The sequence below is a fragment of the Streptomyces sp. NPDC001822 genome (assembly GCF_042892135.1).
Lineage (GTDB): Bacteria > Actinomycetota > Actinomycetes > Streptomycetales > Streptomycetaceae > Streptomyces.
The window spans coordinates 157451-175682 of the sequence record NZ_JBIATW010000004.1 but is presented as its reverse complement, the minus strand read 5'-3'; the positions used below and the strand labels follow the sequence as shown (position 1 = coordinate 175682).

Genomic DNA, 18232 nt, shown 5'->3' with positions numbered 1-18232 from the left:
GGCACTACCGCGCGTCGAACATCTGACTACCGTGCGTTGAAGTACTTCGCCTCGGGGTGGTGGATGACGATGGCGTCGGTGGACTGCTCGGGGTGCAGCTGGAACTCCTCGGAGAGCTTGACCCCGATCCGCTCGGGCTCCAGGAGCGCGGCGATCTTCGCCCGGTCCTCCAGGTCGGGGCAGGCGCCGTAGCCCAGGGAGAAGCGGGCGCCGCGGTACTTCAGCGCGAACATGTCCTCGACGTCCGACGGGTCCTCGCCGGCGAAACCGAGCTCGCTGCGGACCCGCGCGTGCCAGTACTCGGCGAGGGCCTCGGCCAGCTGCACGGACAGCCCGTGCAGCTCCAGGTAGTCGCGGTAGGAGTTGGCCTCGAAGAGTTCGGCGGTGGCCCCGCCGATCTTCGAGCCGACGGTGACGACCTGGAGTCCGATCACGTCGGTCTCCCCCGACTCCTCCGGACGGAAGAAGTCCGCGAGGCAGAGGCGGCGGCCGCGGCGTTGGCGCGGGAAGGTGAAGCGCGTGCGCTCGGAGCCGTCCTCGTGCAGCAGGATCAGGTCGTCGCCCTTGGACACGCAGGGGAAGTAGCCGTAGACGACGGCGGCTTCGAGCAGGTTCTCGGTGTGGAGCTTGTCCAGCCAGCCGCGCAGGTGCGGGCGGCCCTCCGTCTCCACGAGCTCCTCGTACGTCGGCCCGTCGCCGGCGCGGGCCTGCTTGAGGCCCCACTGCCCCTTGAAGAGCGCGCCCTCGTCCAGCCAGGAGGCGTACTCCTTGAGCTGGATGCCCTTGACGACCCGGGTGCCCCAGAAGGGCGGTTCCGGGACCGGGTTGGTGACGGAGACGTCGGAGCGCACGCCCTCCTCGGGCAGCTCCGCCTCCGCGGCGGGGGTGTCGCGCTTGGGCACCCTGCGCTGCTTCAGCTCGGGGAGGGCGGCACCGGGGACACCGCGCTTGACCGCGACGAGAGCGTCCATCAGCCGGAGGCCCTCGAACGCGTCCCGGGCGTAGCGGACCTCGCCCTCGTAGATCTCGTGGAGGTCCTGTTCGACGTAGGCCCGGGTGAGGGCCGCGCCGCCGAGGATCACCGGGTAGTCGGCCGCCAGCTTGCGCTGGTTCAGCTCCTCCAGGTTCTCCTTCATGATCACGGTGGACTTCACCAGCAGACCGGACATGCCGATGACGTCGGCGCGGTGCTCCTGGGCGGCGTCCAGGATCGCGGAGACGGGCTGCTTGATGCCCAGGTTCACGACGTTGAAGCCGTTGTTGGACAGGATGATGTCGACCAGGTTCTTGCCGATGTCGTGGACGTCGCCGCGGACCGTGGCCAGCACGATCGTGCCCTTGCCCTCGTCGTCCGACTTCTCCATGTGCGGCTCCAGGTAGGCCACCGCCGTCTTCATGACCTCGGCGGACTGGAGCACGAAGGGCAGCTGCATCTGACCGGAGCCGAAGAGCTCTCCGACGACCTTCATGCCCGCCAGGAGGGTGTCGTTGACGATCTCGAGTGCGGGCGTGGTCAGCAGTGCCTCGTCGAGGTCGGCCTCCAGGCCGTTCTTCTCGCCGTCGATGATGCGGCGCTGGAGCCGCTCGTCCAGCGGCAGGGCCTTCAGCTCCTCGGCCCTGCCCTGCTTCATCGACTTGGTGTTGACGCCCTCGAAGAGCTCCATGAGCCGCTGCAGGGGGTCGTAGCCCTCCGCCCGGCGGTCGTGGATCAGGTCGAGCGCGACCTTGACCTGCTCCTCCTCCAGCCGGGCGATCGGCAGGATCTTGGAGGCGTGCACGATCGCCGAGTCGAGTCCGGCCTTGACGCACTCGTCCAGGAACACGGAGTTCAGTACGACGCGTGCGGCCGGGTTCAGGCCGAAGGAGATGTTGGACAGGCCCAGGGTGGTCTGCACGTCGGGGTGGCGCCGCTTCAGCTCGCGGATCGCGCCGATCGTCGCGACGCCGTCCTTGCGGGACTCCTCCTGACCGGTGCAGATCGTGAAGGTCAGACAGTCGATCAGGATGTCGGACTCGTGGAAGCCCCAGTTGGTGGTGAGGTCCTCGATGAGCCGCTCGGCGATGGCGACCTTGTGCTCGACGGTGCGGGCCTGGCCCTCCTCGTCGATGGTCAGCGCGATCAGCGCCGCGCCGTGTTCGGCGGCCAGCGCGCTGACCTGGGCGAAGCGGGACTCGGGGCCGTCCCCGTCCTCGTAGTTGACCGAGTTGAGCACGGCGCGGCCGCCGAGCTTCTCGAGGCCCGCGCGCAGGACGGGCACCTCGGTGGAGTCGAGGACGATGGGCAGGGTGGAGGCGGTGGCGAAGCGGCCGGCCAGCTCCTCCATGTCGGCGACGCCGTCGCGGCCCACGTAGTCGACACAGAGGTCGAGCATGTGCGCGCCCTCCCGGATCTGGTCGCGGGCCATCTCCACGCAGTCGTCCCAGCGCGCTTCGAGCATGGCCTCGCGGAACTTCTTCGATCCGTTGGCGTTCGTGCGTTCACCGATGGCGAGGTACGAGGTGTCCTGGCGGAACGGGACGGTCTGGTAGAGCGAGGCGGCGCCGGGTTCGGGGCGCGGCTCGCGCGCCGACGGAGCCGTGCCGCGCACGCGCTCGACGAGCCGGCGCAGGTGTTCCGGCGTCGTACCGCAGCAGCCGCCGACGAGGGAGAGGCCGTACTCCCGGACGAAGGTCTCCTGGGCGTCGGCGAGGCCTTCGGCGTCGAGCGGGAAGTGGGCGCCGTCCTTCGTGAGGACCGGCAGGCCGGCGTTCGGCATGCAGAGGAGCGGGATGCGGGAGTGGCGCGTGAGGTAGCGCAGGTGCTCGCTCATCTCGGCGGGGCCGGTCGAGCAGTTCAGGCCGATCATGTCGACGCCGAGCGGTTCGAGCGCGGTCAGCGCGGCCCCGATCTCGGAGCCGAGCAGCATGGTGCCGGTGGTCTCGAAGGCCAGCGAGCACAGCACCAGGAGGTCGCTGCCCATGGCCTCCAGGGCGCGCCGCGCGCCGAGCACCGCGGCCTTGGTCTGGAGCAGGTCCTGGGTGGTCTCGATGATGAGCGCGTCCGCGCCGCCGGCGATCAGGCCCTCGGCGTTCTGCTGGAAGCCGTCGCGCAGAACCGTGTAGGGGGCGTGGCCGAGGGTCGGCAGCTTGGTGCCGGGGCCGATGGAACCGAGCACCCAGCGCTGCTGTCCGGTGGACTCGGTGAAGCGGTCGGCGACCTCGCGGGCGATGCGGGCGCCCGCTTCGGACAGCTCGTGGATCCGTCCGGGGATGTCGTACTCGCCCAGGGCGGAGGCGTTGGCCCCGAAGGTGTTGGTCTCGACGCAGTCGACGCCGACCGCGAAGTACTCCTCGTGCACCGAGCGGACGATGTCGGGGCGCGTGACGTTCAGGATCTCGTTGCAGCCTTCGAGGTTCTCGAAGTCCTCGAGTGTCGGGTCCTGGGCCTGGAGCATGGTGCCCATGGCACCGTCGGCCACCACCACGCGGGTGGCGAGCGCCTCGCGGAGCGCAGCGGCCCGGTTCCGGCTGTCAGCTGAGGGGGTCGGCGACGAGGCCATGGATGTTCTCCCTGGGATGCGACGGCTGTCGGCTTTGCGCCCATCTGCGGAGAGGGCACGCGGCCAGCGTAGCCGGGCGGTGCCCGGGGCGGTCGCCGTGTCCCACGGGGCGGACTGCATGCTGTCGGGTGAGCGGGCCCGCTCACCCGGTGACGGAGAATGTTCGCGCGACCGGACAGAGGTCGACATCGACCGATAGTGTTCAGCATTGTCGAACCGAGGTGGAGGAGTACGGCGCGATGGCGAAGAACATCCAGTCGCTGGAGCGGGCAGCCGCGATGCTGCGTCTGCTGGCGGGCGGCGAGCGTCGGCTCGGACTGTCCGACATCTCGTCCTCCCTGGGCCTGGCCAAGGGCACCGCGCACGGCATCCTGCGCACGCTCCAGCACGAGGGCTTCGTCGAGCAGGACGCCGCGTCCGGTCGCTACCAGCTCGGCGCGGAGCTGCTGCGGCTGGGCAACAGCTACCTGGACGTGCACGAACTGCGCGCCCGGGCGCTCGTGTGGACCGACGACCTGGCCCGGTCGAGCGGCGAGAGCGTGCACCTGGGCGTGCTGCACCAGCACGGCGTCCTGATCGTCCACCACGTCTTCCGCCCGGACGACAGCCGGCAGGTCCTGGAGGTCGGCGCCATGCAGCCACTGCACTCCACCGCCCTGGGCAAGGTGATCGCGGCGTACGACCCCGTCGCCCACAGCGAGGCGACCGAGGTCGAGCGCAGGTCCTTCACGCCCCGCACCGTCACCGGCGACGCGGAGTTCGAGTCGATGCTCGACCTGATCCGGGCCCAGGGCTGGGCCGCGGACGTCGAGGAGACCTGGGAGGGCGTGGCCGCGGTGGCCGCCCCCGTGCACGACCGGCGCAGGATGCCGGTCGGCGCCGTGGCCGTGACCGGGGCGGTCGAGCGGGTCTGCGTGGGCGGCGAGATGCGCCCCGAGCTCGTCGCGGCGGTCCGGGACTGCGCGCGGGCCGTCTCCCGGGACCTGGGCGCCGGGCGCTTCTGAGCGGTACCCGCGGCGTCGGTAACGATCGAGTCGCGCGTCACACACCCCTTGACTCACCCCCTGCCAGGGAGAAACATTGCCGCTCACCGGTCGGCATTGCCGAACACCTAACGGCAATACGCGTTAGAGTGTGACAGTGCCGAGGGCCGGTCAAGCCCTACAGGTGAGTAGCCGCCGTCAGACGGATACCCACCTGGGGCGCGATCCACCGGAGGGACCCGGTGTTTCGCCTTCCCCTGGACGAAGGACAAAGGAGTCGCGGGTGTCCAGCTCCGACATCTTCATCGGCGAGACCATCGGTACCGCCATACTCATCCTGCTCGGCGGCGGTGTCTGTGCCGCCGTCACGCTCAAGCGCTCCAAGGCGCAGAACGCCGGCTGGCTGGCCATCACCTTCGGGTGGGGCTTCGCCGTGCTGACCGGCGCCTACATATCCGCCGGCGTGTCCGGCGCCCACCTCAATCCGGCGGTCACGCTGGCCCTCGCGATCCAGGGCAGCACCCCGTGGAGCGAGGTGCCCCTGTACTTCGCCTCCCAGCTGCTGGGGGCCATGATCGGCGCGGTGCTCGTCTGGGCCGTCTACTACGGACAGTTCCACGCGCACCTGACCGACCCCGAGATCGCGCGGGCCCAGCCGGCCGAGGAAGGCATGGTCGACCAGAAGTCGGCGCCGAAGGCGGGCCCCGTACTCGGCGTCTTCAGCACGGGACCTGAGATCCGGAACGGCGTGCAGAACATCGTGACGGAGATCATCGCCACCTTCGTGCTGATCCTGGCGATCCTGACCCAGGGCCTCAACGCAGAGGGCAACGGCCTCGGCGTACTCGGCGCGCTGATCACCTCGCTGGTGGTCGTCGGCATCGGCCTGTCGCTCGGCGGCCCGACCGGCTACGCCATCAACCCGGTGCGCGACCTCGGTCCGCGGATCGTGCACGCGTTGCTGCCGCTTCCGAACAAGGGCGGTTCGGACTGGGGCTACGTCTGGGTACCGGTGGTAGGACCGCTCATCGGGGCCGCGCTCGCGGGCGGTCTCTACAACCTCGCCTTCGCCTGAGCCAGACCGCACACCACACAGACTTCCGGGAGCACACCGTGACCGACGCACACACCACCGGCCCGTTCATCGCGGCCATCGACCAGGGCACCACGTCCAGCCGCTGCATCGTCTTCGACAAGGACGGCCGGATCGTCTCCGTCGACCAGAAGGAGCACGAACAGATCTTCCCCAAGCCGGGCTGGGTCGAGCACGACGCGAAGGAGATCTGGGAGAACGTCCAGGAGGTCGTCGCCGGGGCCGTGGTCAAGGCCGGCATCACCTCCGCCGACGTCAAGGCGATCGGCATCACCAACCAGCGCGAGACCACCCTGCTCTGGGACAAGAACACCGGTGAGCCCGTCCACAACGCCCTCGTCTGGCAGGACACCCGCACCGACGCACTCTGCCGGGAGCTGGGCCGCAACGTCGGCCAGGACCGCTTCCGCCGCGAGACCGGGCTCCCGCTCGCGTCGTACTTCGCCGGGCCGAAGGTCCGCTGGCTGCTCGACAACGTCGAGGGGCTGCGCGAGCGCGCCGAGCGGGGCGACATCCTCTTCGGCACCATGGACTCCTGGGTCATCTGGAACCTGACCGGCGGCACCGACGGCGGCGTCCACGTCACCGACGTCACCAACGCGTCGCGCACCCTCCTGATGAACCTGCACACGATGCAGTGGGACGACAAGATCGTCCAGTCGATGGACATCCCGGCCGCCGTACTGCCCGAGATCCGCTCGTCGGCCGAGGTGTACGGCAACGCCAGGGGCGGCGTCCTCGACGGCGTCCCGGTCGCCTCCGCGCTGGGCGACCAGCAGGCGGCGCTGTTCGGCCAGACGTGTTTCGCCCAGGGCGAGGCCAAGTCCACGTACGGCACCGGCACCTTCATGCTGATGAACACGGGCCACACCCCGGTGAACTCGTACAACGGCCTGCTGACGACGGTCGGCTACCGGATCGGCGACCAGAAGGCGGTGTACGCCCTGGAGGGTTCCATCGCCGTCACCGGCTCGCTGGTGCAGTGGATGCGCGACCAGATGGGCCTGATCAAGTCCGCCGCGGAGATCGAGACGCTGGCCTCGTCCGTCGAGGACAACGGCGGCGCGTACTTCGTGCCCGCGTTCTCCGGCCTGTTCGCGCCGTACTGGCGGCCCGACGCCCGCGGCGTCATCGCCGGCCTCACCCGCTACGTCACCAAGGCGCACATCGCCCGTGCCGTGCTCGAGGCCACCGCCTGGCAGACCCGCGAGATCAGCGACGCCATGACCAAGGACTCCGGCGTCGAGCTGACCGCGCTCAAGGTCGACGGCGGAATGACCTCCAACAACCTGCTGATGCAGACCCTCTCCGACTTCCTGGACGCGCCCGTGGTGCGCCCCATGGTCGCCGAGACCACCTGCCTCGGCGCCGCCTACGCCGCCGGTCTCGCCGTCGGCTTCTGGCCGGACACCGACGCACTGCGCGCCAACTGGCGCCGGGCCGCCGAGTGGACACCCCGCATGGACGCGGCCACGCGTGACCGCGAATACAAGAGCTGGCTCAAGGCCGTCGAACGGACCATGGGCTGGATCGAGGACGAAGAGAGCTGAGGAGCACACGACATGACCACCCTGCAGAGCGTCCCCGCCCTCGGGACGCATCCGGCCTCCGGCTCCCTCCAGAGCCGCGCCGAGACCCGGGAGCGGCTTTCCAAGGCGACGTACGACCTCCTGGTGATCGGCGGCGGCATCCTGGGCATCTCCACCGCCTGGCATGCGGCGCAGTCCGGACTGCGGGTGGCCCTGGTGGACGCCGGCGACTTCGCCGGCGCCACCTCGTCCGCCTCGTCCAAGCTGCTCCACGGCGGTCTGCGCTACCTGCAGACCGGTGCGGTGAAGCTGGTCGCGGAGAACCACTTCGAGCGGCGTGCCGTCTCGCGCCAGGTCGCCCCGCACCTGGCCAACCCGCTCACCTTCTACCTGCCGGTCTACAAGGGCGGCCCGCACGGCGCCGCGAAGCTCGGCGCGGGCGTCTTCGCCTACTCGGCGCTGTCCGCCTTCGGTGACGGCGTCGGCCACGTGATCAGCCCGGCCCGCGCCCAGCGCGACGTGCCCGAGCTGCGCACGGAGAACCTGAAGGCCGTCGCCGTCTACGGCGACGACCAGATGAACGACGCCCGCATGGCACTGATGACCGTCCGCGCGGCCGTCGACGCGGGCGCGGAGGTCCTCAACCACGCCGCGGTCACCGGACTGCGCTTCACCAGGGGCCGGGTGACCGGCGCCGAGCTGAAGGACCGCCAGGACGGCACGGAGTTCGGCATCGACGCGCGCCTGGTGCTCAACGCCACCGGGCCCTGGGTCGACCACCTGCGGAAGCTGGAGGACCCGAACGCGGCGCCCTCCATACGCCTGTCCAAGGGCGCGCACCTGGTGCTCAAGCGGACCCGTCCGTGGCGGGCCGCGCTGGCGACCCCGATCGACAAGTACCGCATCACGTTCGCCCTGCCGTGGGAGGACATGCTCCTGCTCGGCACGACGGACGAGGAGTACGAGGGCGACCCGGCCGACGTCTCGGTCACCGAGAAGGACACCGCGCAGATCCTCGACGAGGCGGCCTTCTCGGTCCGGGACCAGCAGCTGTCCCGCGACCTGATCACGTACTCCTTCGCGGGCCTGCGGGTGCTGCCGGGCGGCCCCGGGGACACCTCGAAGGCGAAGCGCGAGACGGTCGTGACCGAGGGCCGCGGCGGGATGCTGTCGGTCGCCGGCGGCAAGTGGACGACGTTCCGCCACATCGGCCGTACGGTGATGAACAAGCTGGCCGAACTCCCCGGGCAGCCGCTCGCCGAGGACATGCAGCCGATGGCCAGGCTGCCGAGGAAGATGCCGCTGCCCGGCATCGCCAACCCGAACGCGGTCGCCCACCGGCTCCTGTCGGGCGGCGGGGTGCCGGGGCCGCAGATGTCCGCGGACACCGCGCGGCACCTCGCGACCCACTACGGCTCGCTCTCCTTCGACATCGCGCGGCTGGCGGACGAGGACCCGGCGCTCGCCGAGCGCATCCACCCCGACGCCCCGGAGATCTGGGCGCAGGTGGCCTACGCGCGCGACCGCGAGTGGGCGCAGACCGCGGACGACGTGCTGCGGCGCCGGACGACGCTGACGATCCGCGGTCTGGCGACCGACGACATCCGGACGCGGGTCGAGGACATGCTGGCCGACGGACGCTGACGGCACTGCACTGCACACGCGACAGGGGCGGTTCCCGGGACGGGGCCGCCCCTGCGGCGTGCCGGACCGGGGGCGCCGCGTGGCGCCCGGGACCGTGCCACACCGCCGCCATACGGGCGCAACGTGGCGCGGGGAGAGTGGAGGGATGTCCGGACGGCGCCGACGGCTGCGGCCGGCCGTGCCGCCGGGCGGTCCGGCACCGCCCGGATCCCCTGCCACGGAAGGAACGAGTCCTGTGAGATTCTCCGTACTCTCCCTCGTCGGACATGCCCCGCATCCCCTCACCGGTGAACTGCTCCCGGCCGCGGACCGGTTCCACGAGGTGATCGAGACCGGTGTGGCGGCGGAGGCGCTCGGCTTCGACGCGTACGCCGTCGGGGAGCGGCACGCAGGACCGTTCCTCTCCTCCAGTCCGGGCGTGGTCCTGGGCGCGCTGGCGGCCCGCACCTCCACGATCCGGCTGCTGACCGGGGTGACGGTCGTCGCCATCCTCGATCCGGTGCGGGTGGCGGAGGACTTCGCGACCCTCGACCAGATAGCGCGGGGCCGGGTCGAACTCGTCGTCGGCAAGGGTGCGGAGGCGGGCCACTTCAGCCTCTTCGGTCTGGACGAGGCCCGGCAGTGGGATCTGCAGAGGGAGAAGTACGAGCTGCTGAGGCGCCTGTGGGCCGAGGAGGGGGTGGACTGGGAGGGCGAGTTCCGGCCGTCGCTGAAGGACGTGACGACCGTGCCGCGCCCGTACGCGGGCCCTGTGCGCGTCTGGCACGGCTCGGCCACCAGCCTCGAGTCCACCGAACTCGCGGCGCGGCACGGCGACCCGCTGTTCACCGCCAACGCGGTCCAGCCGCGTGAGGCGTACGCGAAGCTGGTGGCCCACTACCGGCGCCGCCACGAGGAGTACGGACACGACCCGGCCACCGCACGGGTGGCGGCGGGCTCGGGCGGTCTGCTGATCGGGGACACCCCGCGCCGGACCGTCGCACGCTACAAGGAGCTGTACGAGGCCAGGGTCGCCCAGGCCTTCAAGCCGCATCTGGAGGGCAGGGCCGGATACAACACGCCGTTCCGCACGATCGAGGACGCGATGGCCGGCGGCCCCCAGCTCATCGGTTCCCCGCAGCAGATCATCGACAAGATCCTGGGCTTCCACGCCGCCTACCGGCACGATCTGCAGTCGGTCACCGTGGACGGCTTCGGCCTGGCGCTCGGCGAGCAGCTGGAGACGCTGCAGAGGTTCGCCGAGGAGATCGCGCCGGTCGTACGGCGCGAGGCTCCCTCCACGCTCTGGAAGTGACAGGCCACCGGCCGGGACGGACCCCCACGGCCCGGATGAATCACGCACAGCACGGTTCGCCGCCGCATGCAAACGGGCTGCGGCACAGGGACCCGGAAGTCGTAAGGTTGGTCCGTACACAAGGGAACTTGGGAAGGAGGCCTGGGTGATCGAGCTCGAGGGGGTACCCGAGCTGATCGACCCGGTCATGGTGGCCGCGTTCGAAGGCTGGAACGACGCCGGTGACGCCGCCTCCACCGCGGTCGGACATCTGGACCGGGAATGGAAGGGCGAGGTCTTCGCGGCGCTCGACGCCGAGGACTACTACGACTTCCAGGTCAATCGCCCCACGGTGTGGATGGACGGTGGTTCCCGCAAGATCACCTGGCCCACCACACGGCTCTCCGTGGTCCGGATCGGCGGGGAGAAGCCCCGTGACCTCGTGCTGGTCCGAGGCATCGAGCCCTCCATGCGCTGGCGCTCGTTCTGCAACGAGATCCTTGGTTTCGCGCATGAGCTGGGTGTCGAGATGGTCGTGATCCTGGGGGCGCTGCTCGGCGACACCCCGCACACGCGGCCGGTGCCCGTCAGCGGTGTCACCTCCGACCCCGACCTGGCCAGGACGATGGACCTGGAGGAGACGCGCTACGAGGGCCCGACCGGCATCGTGGGCATTCTCCAGGAGGCCTGTACGCACGCCGGGGTGCCCGCCGTGAGCCTCTGGGCGGCGGTGCCCCACTACGTGTCGCAGCCGCCGAACCCCAAGGCGACGCTGGCGCTCCTGAACAGGCTGGAGGACCTGCTCGGACTGCGGATCCCCCTGGGCGAACTGCCCGAGGACGCCCGCGCCTGGCAGCTCGGGGTCGATCAGCTGGCCGCCGAGGACAGCGAGGTCGCGGAGTACGTGCAGACCCTCGAGGAGGCGCGGGACACCGCCGAGCTGCCCGAGGCGTCCGGCGAGGCCATCGCGCGGGAGTTCGAGCGGTATCTCCGGCGCAGGGACGTCGGCGGCCCCGGGCAGGCGCCCGGCGGGCACGCGACGGAGAGCGGCGACGCGCCGTACCTGCGGGACACCTCCGGAGGGCGCACGCGGCCGCCCAAGCCGCAGCGCCCCGACAGGGGGCGGCCCAAGGACGGCGACGGGGGCACACCGGGCGACCCGCCGTCCGGGCCGGACGAGGACCCGTCGGACGGCTGACCGCCCGACGGCCGGAACCGGAGACGGCCCCGGTCCCCGCGATCTCTCGCGGGGACCGGGGCCGTCTCGTCTGCCGAGGGGGTTACAGCGCGACGCCGAGGAGGGCGTCCACGGTGCGGGAGACGACGCCGGGGGCGCCCTCGTCCGTGCCCCCGTCCGCGTTCTGCCGGGCCACCCAGCGGTCCACGGCGGCGAGGGCGGCCGGGGCGTCCAGGTCGTCGGCCAGTGCCTCCCGGACCTCCTCGACCAGGGATTCCGCGGAGGGTCCGTCGGGCCGGGAGACGGCGGCACGCCACCGCGCCAGGCGCTCGACCGCGTCAGCGAGGACCTGGTCCGTCCACTCCCAGTCGGACCGGTAGTGGTGCGCGAGCAGGGAGAGCCTGATCGCGGCGGGGTCGACGCCGTCCCGGCGCAGCGCCGAGACGAAGACCAGGTTGCCCTTGGACTTGGACATCTTCTCGCCGTCGAGGGCGACCATGCCGGCGTGCACGTAGGCCTGGGCGAACGGGTGCTCGCCCGTCAGCACCTGGGCGTGCGAGGCGCCCATCTCGTGGTGCGGGAAGGCCAGGTCGGAACCGCCGCCCTGGACGTCGAAGCTCATGCCGAGGTGGTCGAGCGCGATCGCGACGCACTCGATGTGCCAGCCGGGCCGTCCGCGGCCGAGCGTGCCCCCGTCCCAGCTCGGCTCGCCCTCGCGGGCCGCCATCCAGAGCATCGGGTCGAGCGGGTTCTTCTTGCCGGGGCGCTCCGGGTCACCACCGCGCTCGGCGGAGAGGAGGCGCATCGCCTCGGCGTCGAGACCGGAGACCCCGCCGAAGCGGGGGTCGCTCTCGACCGAGAAGTACACGTCGCCGTCGAGTTCGTAGGCGGCGCCCGCGTCCCGGAGGCGTTCGACGAGCGGGACGATCCCGGGTATCGCCTCCACCGCGCCGATGTAGTGCTTCGGGGGAAGCATGCGCAGAGCGGTCATGTCCTCCCGGAAGAGGGTCGTCTCGCGCTCCGCGAGCTCGGTCCAGTCCTCGCCGTCGCGCACGGCCCGCTCCAGCAGCGGGTCATCCACGTCGGTCACGTTCTGGACGTAGTGAACCTGCCGCTTGGTGTCGAGCCACACGCGCTGAACGAGGTCGAACGCGTTGTAGGTCGCCGCATGACCCATGTGGGTCGCGTCGTACGGCGTGATGCCGCAGACGTAGATGCGGGCGACGGGACCGGGGTCAAGGGTGATCCGTCCGCCGGTCGCGGTGTCGTGGATCCGAAGGTCGCGGCCCTTGCCAGGCAGGGCGGGGACCTCAGAAGCGGGCCAGGCATGCATGTCATGAGCGTAACCGGACGATGCTTCCGGATACGAACCGGATGACGGATCGTGGCCGAAGAGGCGGTCTTGCGCGAAACGCCGCCGTCGGCTGTCCCCCCGTACGCGTCGCCTCCCGGCGTGATTTCGCGGGCCGCGCGGCCGGCGCCGCCGGACGGGCCCGGGAGGGGCTGCCGTCCGGCGGGTGGGCCGTGTGCGGGGGCCTCGGCCGTCAGACCGGGGGCCACGGGATCGCGGGCCACTCACCGCTGGGCTGCGGATGGTGCCCGGACGTACGCAGGGCCTCCACCCGGGCCCGCAGGGCGTCGAGCTCCGCGGGCGTGATCAGTTCCGCCAACCGGGTGGCGAGCGCCGTACCGGGGGCCAGAGCGGCGGACAGCCCGCCGAGCACGGCCACGGCCTCGGCCGTCAGGGGCTCGCCCGCCCACCCCCACAGCAGCGTCCGCAGCTTGTCGTCCGCGTTGAAGGTGACGCCGTGGTCGATGCCGTAGAGCCGGCCGCCGGGCGCGGGCAGCAGGTGCCCGCCCTTGCGGTCCCCGTTGTTGATCACCGCGTCCAGTACGGCGAGCCGGCGGAGCCGGGGGTCGTCGGCGTGCACGAGCAGCGCGGTCCGGCCCTCCCCCACCTCGGCGAAGCCCACCGCCTTCCAGCCCTCGCCCGGCTCCTCGTCCTCGACGAGCGCGAGCAGCGGGGGCAGTCCGTGGGTCCGGCCGGGGTCGTCGTCCGCGGTCTCCTCCGCCTCGATCCACAGCTGGCACATGCCCTCGCCGTAGGGGCCCTCGCGCAGCACCGTGGGGGGCACGAGGCCCCAGCCCGTGGCCTCGGAGACCTCGTACGCCGCGACCTCGCGCCGGGCGAGGTCGCCGTCGGGGAAGTCCCACAGCGGCTGCTCCCCGGCGACCGGTTTGTAGACGCAGGTGCGCTCCTCGCCCTCATGGGCCACGGTGCAGTAGAGCACCGCGTTCGACGCGCCCCTGACCTGCCCGAGGACCGTGAGCTCCCCCTCGGTGAGCAGGGTGCGCAGCCCGGCCTCCGTCAGGCCCCGCGACGGTATCCGTTCTGGCGCGGGCATACGTGTCCTTCCGGGTCGAGGGGGAGGCTGCACAGCGGGCAGGGCGGGCGGCCGGCGTTCACGACGTCCAGGGCCCGCTTGGCGAAGGCCCGCGCCTGCGCGCCGCTCAGCCGGACGCGGAGCATCGGCGGGCCGTTCTCCTCGTCCTGCAGGAGCCTTTCCTCGGCTTCGGCGAGGTCGTCGTCGGAGTCGGCGTCCAGCTCGACGAGTGCCTGCGCCTCGACGATCATGCGCTGCTCGTCGCCGTCCCAGGCGAGCGCCATCGTGCCGACCCTGAACTCCTCCTCCACGGGGGCGTCCAGCGGTGCGGTGTCGGCGACGTCCGTGGGTGCGACGGCGGGCACGGGTGAGTTGCCGCCGGTCCGCCGGACGACCTCGTCGAGCAGCTCGTCGATCCGTTCGGCCAACGCGGCGACCTGGGTCTTCTCCAGGGCCACGCTCGTGACGCGTCCGCCCGAGGTCGCCTGCAGGAAAAACGTACGGCGGCCAGGCAGCCCGACCGTACCGGCCACGAAACGGTCCGGGGGGTCGTAGAGGAACACCTGACGGGACACGTCCTGTCTCCCTTGAAATGTGATGGCGAATGGGGTTCGGCCCGGGCCCTGGGGGATTCCTCCCGCGAGGCCGCTACGGCGCGTCCACCCTACTGCGCTGAGCGATCACGGCGCCCCAGCGCCGCCGCCGACGGCCGCGTCCGCCGTCGCGTCACCCGTCGCGTCGGCTCCGAGGGCCTGCTCACGAGGCGCGAGGGACGCGAGGTCGCCGGTGTCACCGAGGCGCAGGAGGAAGGGCCGCAGCCGGGTGTAGCGGATCGCGGTCACCGAGCACGGGTCGGCGTGGACGCGCTGGAAGAGGTCGAGGTGCATGCCGAGGGCGTCGGCGACGATCGCCTTGATGATGTCGCCGTGCGAGCACATGACGTAGGTGGCGTCCTCACCCTGCTCCGCCTCGATACGGGCGTTCCACTCGCGCACCGCCTCCACGGCCCGGGTCTGCATGCCGCGCATCGACTCGCCGCCGGGGAACGCCGCGGCCGAGGGGTGCTGCTGGACGACCTTCATCAGGGGTTCGTCGGAGAGCTCGGCGAGCTTGCGGCCCGACCACTCCCCGTAGTCGCACTCGCTGATCCGGTCCTCGGTGTGCGACGCGAGGTCCGGGCGGGCGTCGAGGAGCGGCTGGAGGGTTTCGCGGCAGCGCTGCAGCGGGCTGCTGACGGCCGCCGCGAGGGCGATGCCGGACAGCCGGTCCGGGAGGGCGGCGGCCTGGGCGGCGCCGCGTTCGTCGAGAGCGACCCCCGGAGTCCGTCCGGCGAGCACTCCGGCGGTGTTGGCGGTCGAGCGTCCATGGCGTACGAGGATGAGCGTGGGCATGCCTGCCAGCGTAAAGGTGCGTGGAGGAGCGCGGGCGGGGAAGAATGCGGCGGGTGATCGTCGACTGCGGAATTTACCGGGACGGGCGCAGGACCGATGGTCCCGCCGATTTCTCCGATGCCCTGGACGAGGCGCGGGCCACGGGCGACGCGTTCGTCTGGATCGGGCTGCACGAACCGACGGAGGAGGAGTTCGAGCACGTCACCAGCGAGTTCGCGCTGCACCCCCTGGCCGTCGAGGACGCGCTGCGCGCCCATCAGCGGCCCAAGCTGGAGATCTACGACGACTCCCTGTTCGTGGTGATCAAGCCGGTGGTCTACGAGCAGGAGAGCGACACCGTGAGCGCCGGGGAGCTCATGCTGTTCATAGGGGACTCCTTCGTCGTCACGGTGCGGCACGGCCAGGGCGCGCCGCTGGCTGCCGTACGGCGTCGTCTGGAGGCCGAGCCGGAGGTCCTCAAGCACGGGCCCACCTCGGTGCTGTACGCGGTCAGCGACGCGGTGGTCGACCACTACATCGAGGTCGCCGCCGAACTCCAGGTCGACCTGGAGGAGCTGGAGGCCCAGGTGTTCGCGCCGACCGGCTCGCGCGACACCACGAACACGGCCGCGGCCATCTACACGTTCAAACGGCAGGTGCTGGAGTTCCGCAGGGCGACGAACCCGCTGAGCGGCCCGATGGCACGGCTGTCCGGCGCGGGCGTGCCGTTCGTCGACGTCGGCTCGCAGCCGTTCTTCCGCGACGTGAACGACCACCTGACCCGTGCCGTCGAGCACGTCGAGGGCCTGGACCGGCTGCTTTCGGACATCCTCTCGGCGCACCTGGCGCAGGTCGGCGTGCGGCAGAACGACGACATGAGGAAGATCTCGGCCTGGGCCGCCATGGCCGCGGTGCCGACCCTGGTGGCGGGCATCTACGGCATGAACTTCGAGCACATGCCCGAGCTCGACTGGGTGTGGACCTACCCCACGGTGATCGCGCTGATGGGCGTCGCGGTCTTCAGCCTGTACCGCATGTTCAAGCGGCGCGGCTGGATGTAGGCCCGCCGCGGCCCTCAGGCGAACTCGGTCTCCGGGGCGGCCGGGGCGCCGAGCGCGTCGCGCAGCACGGGCTGACGCAGGCTCACCATGCGCTGCCAGCCCACCAGCCGCTCGTAGGCGTACATCGCGTGGATGCCGGCACTCAGCAGCGTGCTCTTGGCACGGGACCAGCGCAGCACCTCGCCCATGTGACGCATCACGGCGAGGCTGACGTCGCGGTAGACGCGGATCTCGGCGTGGGCGCACTCCCGCAGGACGGACTGGATCGTCCGGCCGTGTCCGGCCCGGGCGAAGCGGAGGAGTTCCTCGTGGCAGTACGCGAGGTGGTTGTCCTCGTCGCGCGAGATCATCCTGACGGCGCGGCCGAGCACCGGGTGTTCGGAGAAGTGCCGCAGGAGGAGCCGCATCTGCTCGGAGGCTCGCTGCTCGGTCACCCTGCTGTGGGCCAGGTAGACGATGATGTCCCGCTCGGTGAGGGGCTCCTCGCGGCTGAGCCGGTCGTGGGCCAGGCCGATGCCGTGGCGCTCCAGCAGGAGGGTGTAGTCGGTCTCGTAGGGCACCGCCACGGCCTGGAGTCCGCGTTGCTTCAGAAGCGCGTTGAAGATCCGGCCGTGCTTGTCCTCGTCGGCACCGTGCCGGGCGACCTTGGGGGCGAGTTCGCGCAGTCCCGGGGGCACCAGGGCGGCGATGCGCCCGTTCTCCCAGCCGCCCTGGGCCTCCCCGCCCGCGGCGATCGAGCAGAACAGCCGGAACGACTCGTCGTTGTCGAGGATCTCCTGGAACAGACTCTTTGCCGAGAGCATCACTGCCACCTTTCGCACCGGTGTCCGCGGAGACACAGTCAAATTCGGTACGGCCCGGTAGGCAACACGAGCGGGGCGGGGCAGGGCCGAACGGGCGCCGCACGGCTCCCGGACCGGTGACGCCGCGCCGGGAGGGGTACGGGGCGTAACCGCGAGCGGCGCGCGGCGTTGTTCCCCGTGACGGCCGTGGCGGGGAGGACCCCCGAGCCCCCACCACGGCCGTAGTGGTCTCCCTCCCGCGCCCAAAGACCGGCTCCGCGCCCGGAGAGTGACGGGCTTCCGTTACGCCGCGACGCCGGAGCGCTCGAGGGCGTCGGTGCCCGCCCGCAGGGCCGCGAGGCGCTCGTCGAGCGTGAAGCCGGCGGGGGCGAGCGTCAGCGTCGTGACGCCGGCCTCGGCGTAGGCCCGCATCCGGTCGGCGATCCGCTCCACGGAGCCGAGCAGCGTGGTCTGGTCGATGAGCCGGTGCGGCACGGCTGCCGCCGCGCCGGCCTTGTCGCCGGACAGGTACTTGTCCTGGATCTCGGCCGCTTCCTTCTCGTACCCCATGCGCTGGGCGAGCTGGTTGTAGAAGTTCTGCTTGCGGCTGCCCATGCCGCCGACGTAGAGCGCGGTGTAGGGGCGGAACATGTCGGCGAGGCCGTTGATGTCCTCTCCGACCGCCAGGGGCAGGGTCGGACAGACGTCGAACCCGTCCATGGTCTTCCCTGCCTTCTCCCGTCCGGCCCGCAGGTGCTTGAGCGCCGTCTCCTCGATGTGTTCGGCGGACGGGAAGATCAGGAGGGCGCCGTCGGCGATCTCCCCGGTCTGCTCCAGGTTCTTGGGGCCGATCGCGGCGATGTAGAGCGGGATGTGCTCGCGCTGCGGGTGGACGGTGAGCTTGATGGGCTTGCCGGGTCCGTCGGGCAGCGGCAGGGTCCAGTGTTCGCCCTCGTAGGACAGCCGCTCGCGGGACATGGCCCGGCGCACGATCTCGACGTACTCGCGCGTGCGGGCCAGCGGCTTGTCGAACTTGACGCCGTACCAGCCCTCCGAGACCTGCGGTCCCGAGACGCCGAGCCCCAGGCGGAAGCGGCCCCCGGAGAGGGAGTCGAGCGTGGCGGCCGTCATGGCCGTCATCGCGGGCTGGCGGGCCGGGATCTGCATGATGGCGGAGCCGACGTCGATGGACTCGGTCCGGGCGGCGACCCAGGCAAGCACCGTCGGCACGTCGGAGCCGTAGGCCTCGGCGGCCCAGCAGACGTCGTAGCCGAGCCGGTCCGCCTCCTGGGCGACGGCGAGGTTGTCGCCGTCCATTCCCGCACCCCAGTAACCGAGATTGATGCCGAGCCGCATAGCCACGCTCCCTCTACTGATCAGTAACGTACTTGTGCCCG

At 71.3% G+C, this 18232-nt stretch carries 14 protein-coding genes; 7 read left to right on the top strand and 7 right to left on the bottom strand.

The genetic code is table 11. From position 1 onward, the window contains the following. Positions 1 to 26: 26 nt before the first annotated feature. A complete protein-coding gene (metH, locus tag ACFYY2_RS11565; protein WP_388740452.1) occupies positions 27 to 3539 on the bottom strand; it encodes a methionine synthase in 3513 nt (1170 codons plus the stop codon). Between the two features lie 239 nt (positions 3540 to 3778). Between metH and ACFYY2_RS11560 the strand changes: the two genes are divergently transcribed. From ACFYY2_RS11560 to ACFYY2_RS11535, 6 genes are all read left to right on the top strand, one after another. After that, positions 3779 to 4543, top strand: a complete 765-nt coding sequence (locus tag ACFYY2_RS11560; protein ID WP_388740449.1) for an IclR family transcriptional regulator — start codon at positions 3779 to 3781, stop codon at positions 4541 to 4543. A gap of 262 nt (positions 4544 to 4805) precedes the next feature. Continuing rightward, on the top strand, positions 4806 to 5597 hold the full coding sequence (locus tag ACFYY2_RS11555; RefSeq protein ID WP_388740446.1) for an MIP/aquaporin family protein: 792 nt from the start codon (positions 4806 to 4808) through the stop codon (positions 5595 to 5597). Between the two features lie 38 nt (positions 5598 to 5635). Then, the gene (gene glpK, locus ACFYY2_RS11550) at positions 5636 to 7165 is read left to right on the top strand and encodes a glycerol kinase GlpK (protein WP_388740444.1); all 1530 of its coding nucleotides are present in this window, start codon (positions 5636 to 5638) and stop codon (positions 7163 to 7165) included. A 12-nt stretch (positions 7166 to 7177) separates the two neighbouring features. Beyond that, complete coding sequence (locus tag ACFYY2_RS11545; RefSeq protein WP_388740441.1) at positions 7178 to 8788, top strand: FAD-dependent oxidoreductase; 1611 nt, start codon at positions 7178 to 7180, stop codon at positions 8786 to 8788. A 235-nt stretch (positions 8789 to 9023) separates the two neighbouring features. After that, on the top strand, positions 9024 to 10082 hold the full coding sequence (locus tag ACFYY2_RS11540; RefSeq protein WP_388740438.1) for an LLM class flavin-dependent oxidoreductase: 1059 nt from the start codon (positions 9024 to 9026) through the stop codon (positions 10080 to 10082). 145 nt (positions 10083 to 10227) lie between these two features. Then, on the top strand, positions 10228 to 11259 hold the full coding sequence (locus ACFYY2_RS11535; RefSeq protein ID WP_388740435.1) for a PAC2 family protein: 1032 nt from the start codon (positions 10228 to 10230) through the stop codon (positions 11257 to 11259). Positions 11260 to 11341: 82 nt separating this feature from the next. Here ACFYY2_RS11535 and mshC read toward each other — a convergent pair whose 3' ends face one another. The 4 genes from mshC to ACFYY2_RS11515 form a co-directional block, all read right to left on the bottom strand. Beyond that, positions 11342 to 12571: a cysteine--1-D-myo-inosityl 2-amino-2-deoxy-alpha-D-glucopyranoside ligase gene (mshC, locus tag ACFYY2_RS11530; protein ID WP_388740433.1), complete on the bottom strand. Its 1230-nt coding sequence runs from the start codon at positions 12569 to 12571 to the stop codon at positions 11342 to 11344. 211 nt (positions 12572 to 12782) lie between these two features. Beyond that, on the bottom strand, positions 12783 to 13643 hold the full coding sequence (locus tag ACFYY2_RS11525; RefSeq protein ID WP_388740431.1) for an SCO1664 family protein: 861 nt from the start codon (positions 13641 to 13643) through the stop codon (positions 12783 to 12785). After that, the gene (locus ACFYY2_RS11520; protein WP_388740429.1) at positions 13607 to 14197 is read right to left on the bottom strand and encodes a DUF3090 domain-containing protein; all 591 of its coding nucleotides are present in this window, start codon (positions 14195 to 14197) and stop codon (positions 13607 to 13609) included. The genes ACFYY2_RS11525 and ACFYY2_RS11520 overlap by 37 nt, the downstream gene beginning before the upstream one ends. 105 nt (positions 14198 to 14302) lie before the next feature. Further along, on the bottom strand, positions 14303 to 15013 hold the full coding sequence (locus ACFYY2_RS11515; RefSeq protein WP_388740423.1) for a histidine phosphatase family protein: 711 nt from the start codon (positions 15011 to 15013) through the stop codon (positions 14303 to 14305). A gap of 44 nt (positions 15014 to 15057) precedes the next feature. Between ACFYY2_RS11515 and corA the strand changes: the two genes are divergently transcribed. Then, the gene (corA, locus tag ACFYY2_RS11510; RefSeq protein WP_388740420.1) at positions 15058 to 16053 is read left to right on the top strand and encodes a magnesium/cobalt transporter CorA; all 996 of its coding nucleotides are present in this window, start codon (positions 15058 to 15060) and stop codon (positions 16051 to 16053) included. Positions 16054 to 16067: 14 nt separating this feature from the next. Here the strand turns inward: corA and ACFYY2_RS11505 are convergent, their stop codons facing one another. Together ACFYY2_RS11505 and ACFYY2_RS11500 are read right to left on the bottom strand one after the other, a co-directional pair. Beyond that, on the bottom strand, positions 16068 to 16856 hold the full coding sequence (locus ACFYY2_RS11505; protein WP_388740418.1) for a ferritin-like domain-containing protein: 789 nt from the start codon (positions 16854 to 16856) through the stop codon (positions 16068 to 16070). 282 nt (positions 16857 to 17138) lie between these two features. Beyond that, on the bottom strand, positions 17139 to 18191 hold the full coding sequence (locus ACFYY2_RS11500) for an LLM class F420-dependent oxidoreductase (RefSeq protein ID WP_388740416.1): 1053 nt from the start codon (positions 18189 to 18191) through the stop codon (positions 17139 to 17141). Positions 18192 to 18232: the final 41 nt, after the last annotated feature.

Bases quoted from the DNA above. Each gene is read 5' to 3' on its own strand.
- metH (WP_388740452.1), bottom strand. From the start codon at position 3,539: ATGGCCTCGTCGCCGACCCCCTCAGCTGACAGCCGGAACCGGGCCGCT.
- ACFYY2_RS11560 (WP_388740449.1), top strand. From the start codon at position 3,779: ATGGCGAAGAACATCCAGTCGCTGGAGCGGGCAGCCGCGATGCTGCGT.
- ACFYY2_RS11545 (WP_388740441.1), top strand. From the start codon at position 7,178: ATGACCACCCTGCAGAGCGTCCCCGCCCTCGGGACGCATCCGGCCTCC.
- mshC (WP_388740433.1), bottom strand. From the start codon at position 12,571: ATGCATGCCTGGCCCGCTTCTGAGGTCCCCGCCCTGCCTGGCAAGGGC.
- ACFYY2_RS11525 (WP_388740431.1), bottom strand. From the start codon at position 13,643: ATGCCCGCGCCAGAACGGATACCGTCGCGGGGCCTGACGGAGGCCGGG.
- ACFYY2_RS11515 (WP_388740423.1), bottom strand. From the start codon at position 15,013: ATGCCCACGCTCATCCTCGTACGCCATGGACGCTCGACCGCCAACACC.
- corA (WP_388740420.1), top strand. From the start codon at position 15,058: ATGCGGCGGGTGATCGTCGACTGCGGAATTTACCGGGACGGGCGCAGG.
- ACFYY2_RS11505 (WP_388740418.1), bottom strand. From the start codon at position 16,856: ATGCTCTCGGCAAAGAGTCTGTTCCAGGAGATCCTCGACAACGACGAG.
- ACFYY2_RS11500 (WP_388740416.1), bottom strand. From the start codon at position 18,191: ATGCGGCTCGGCATCAATCTCGGTTACTGGGGTGCGGGAATGGACGGC.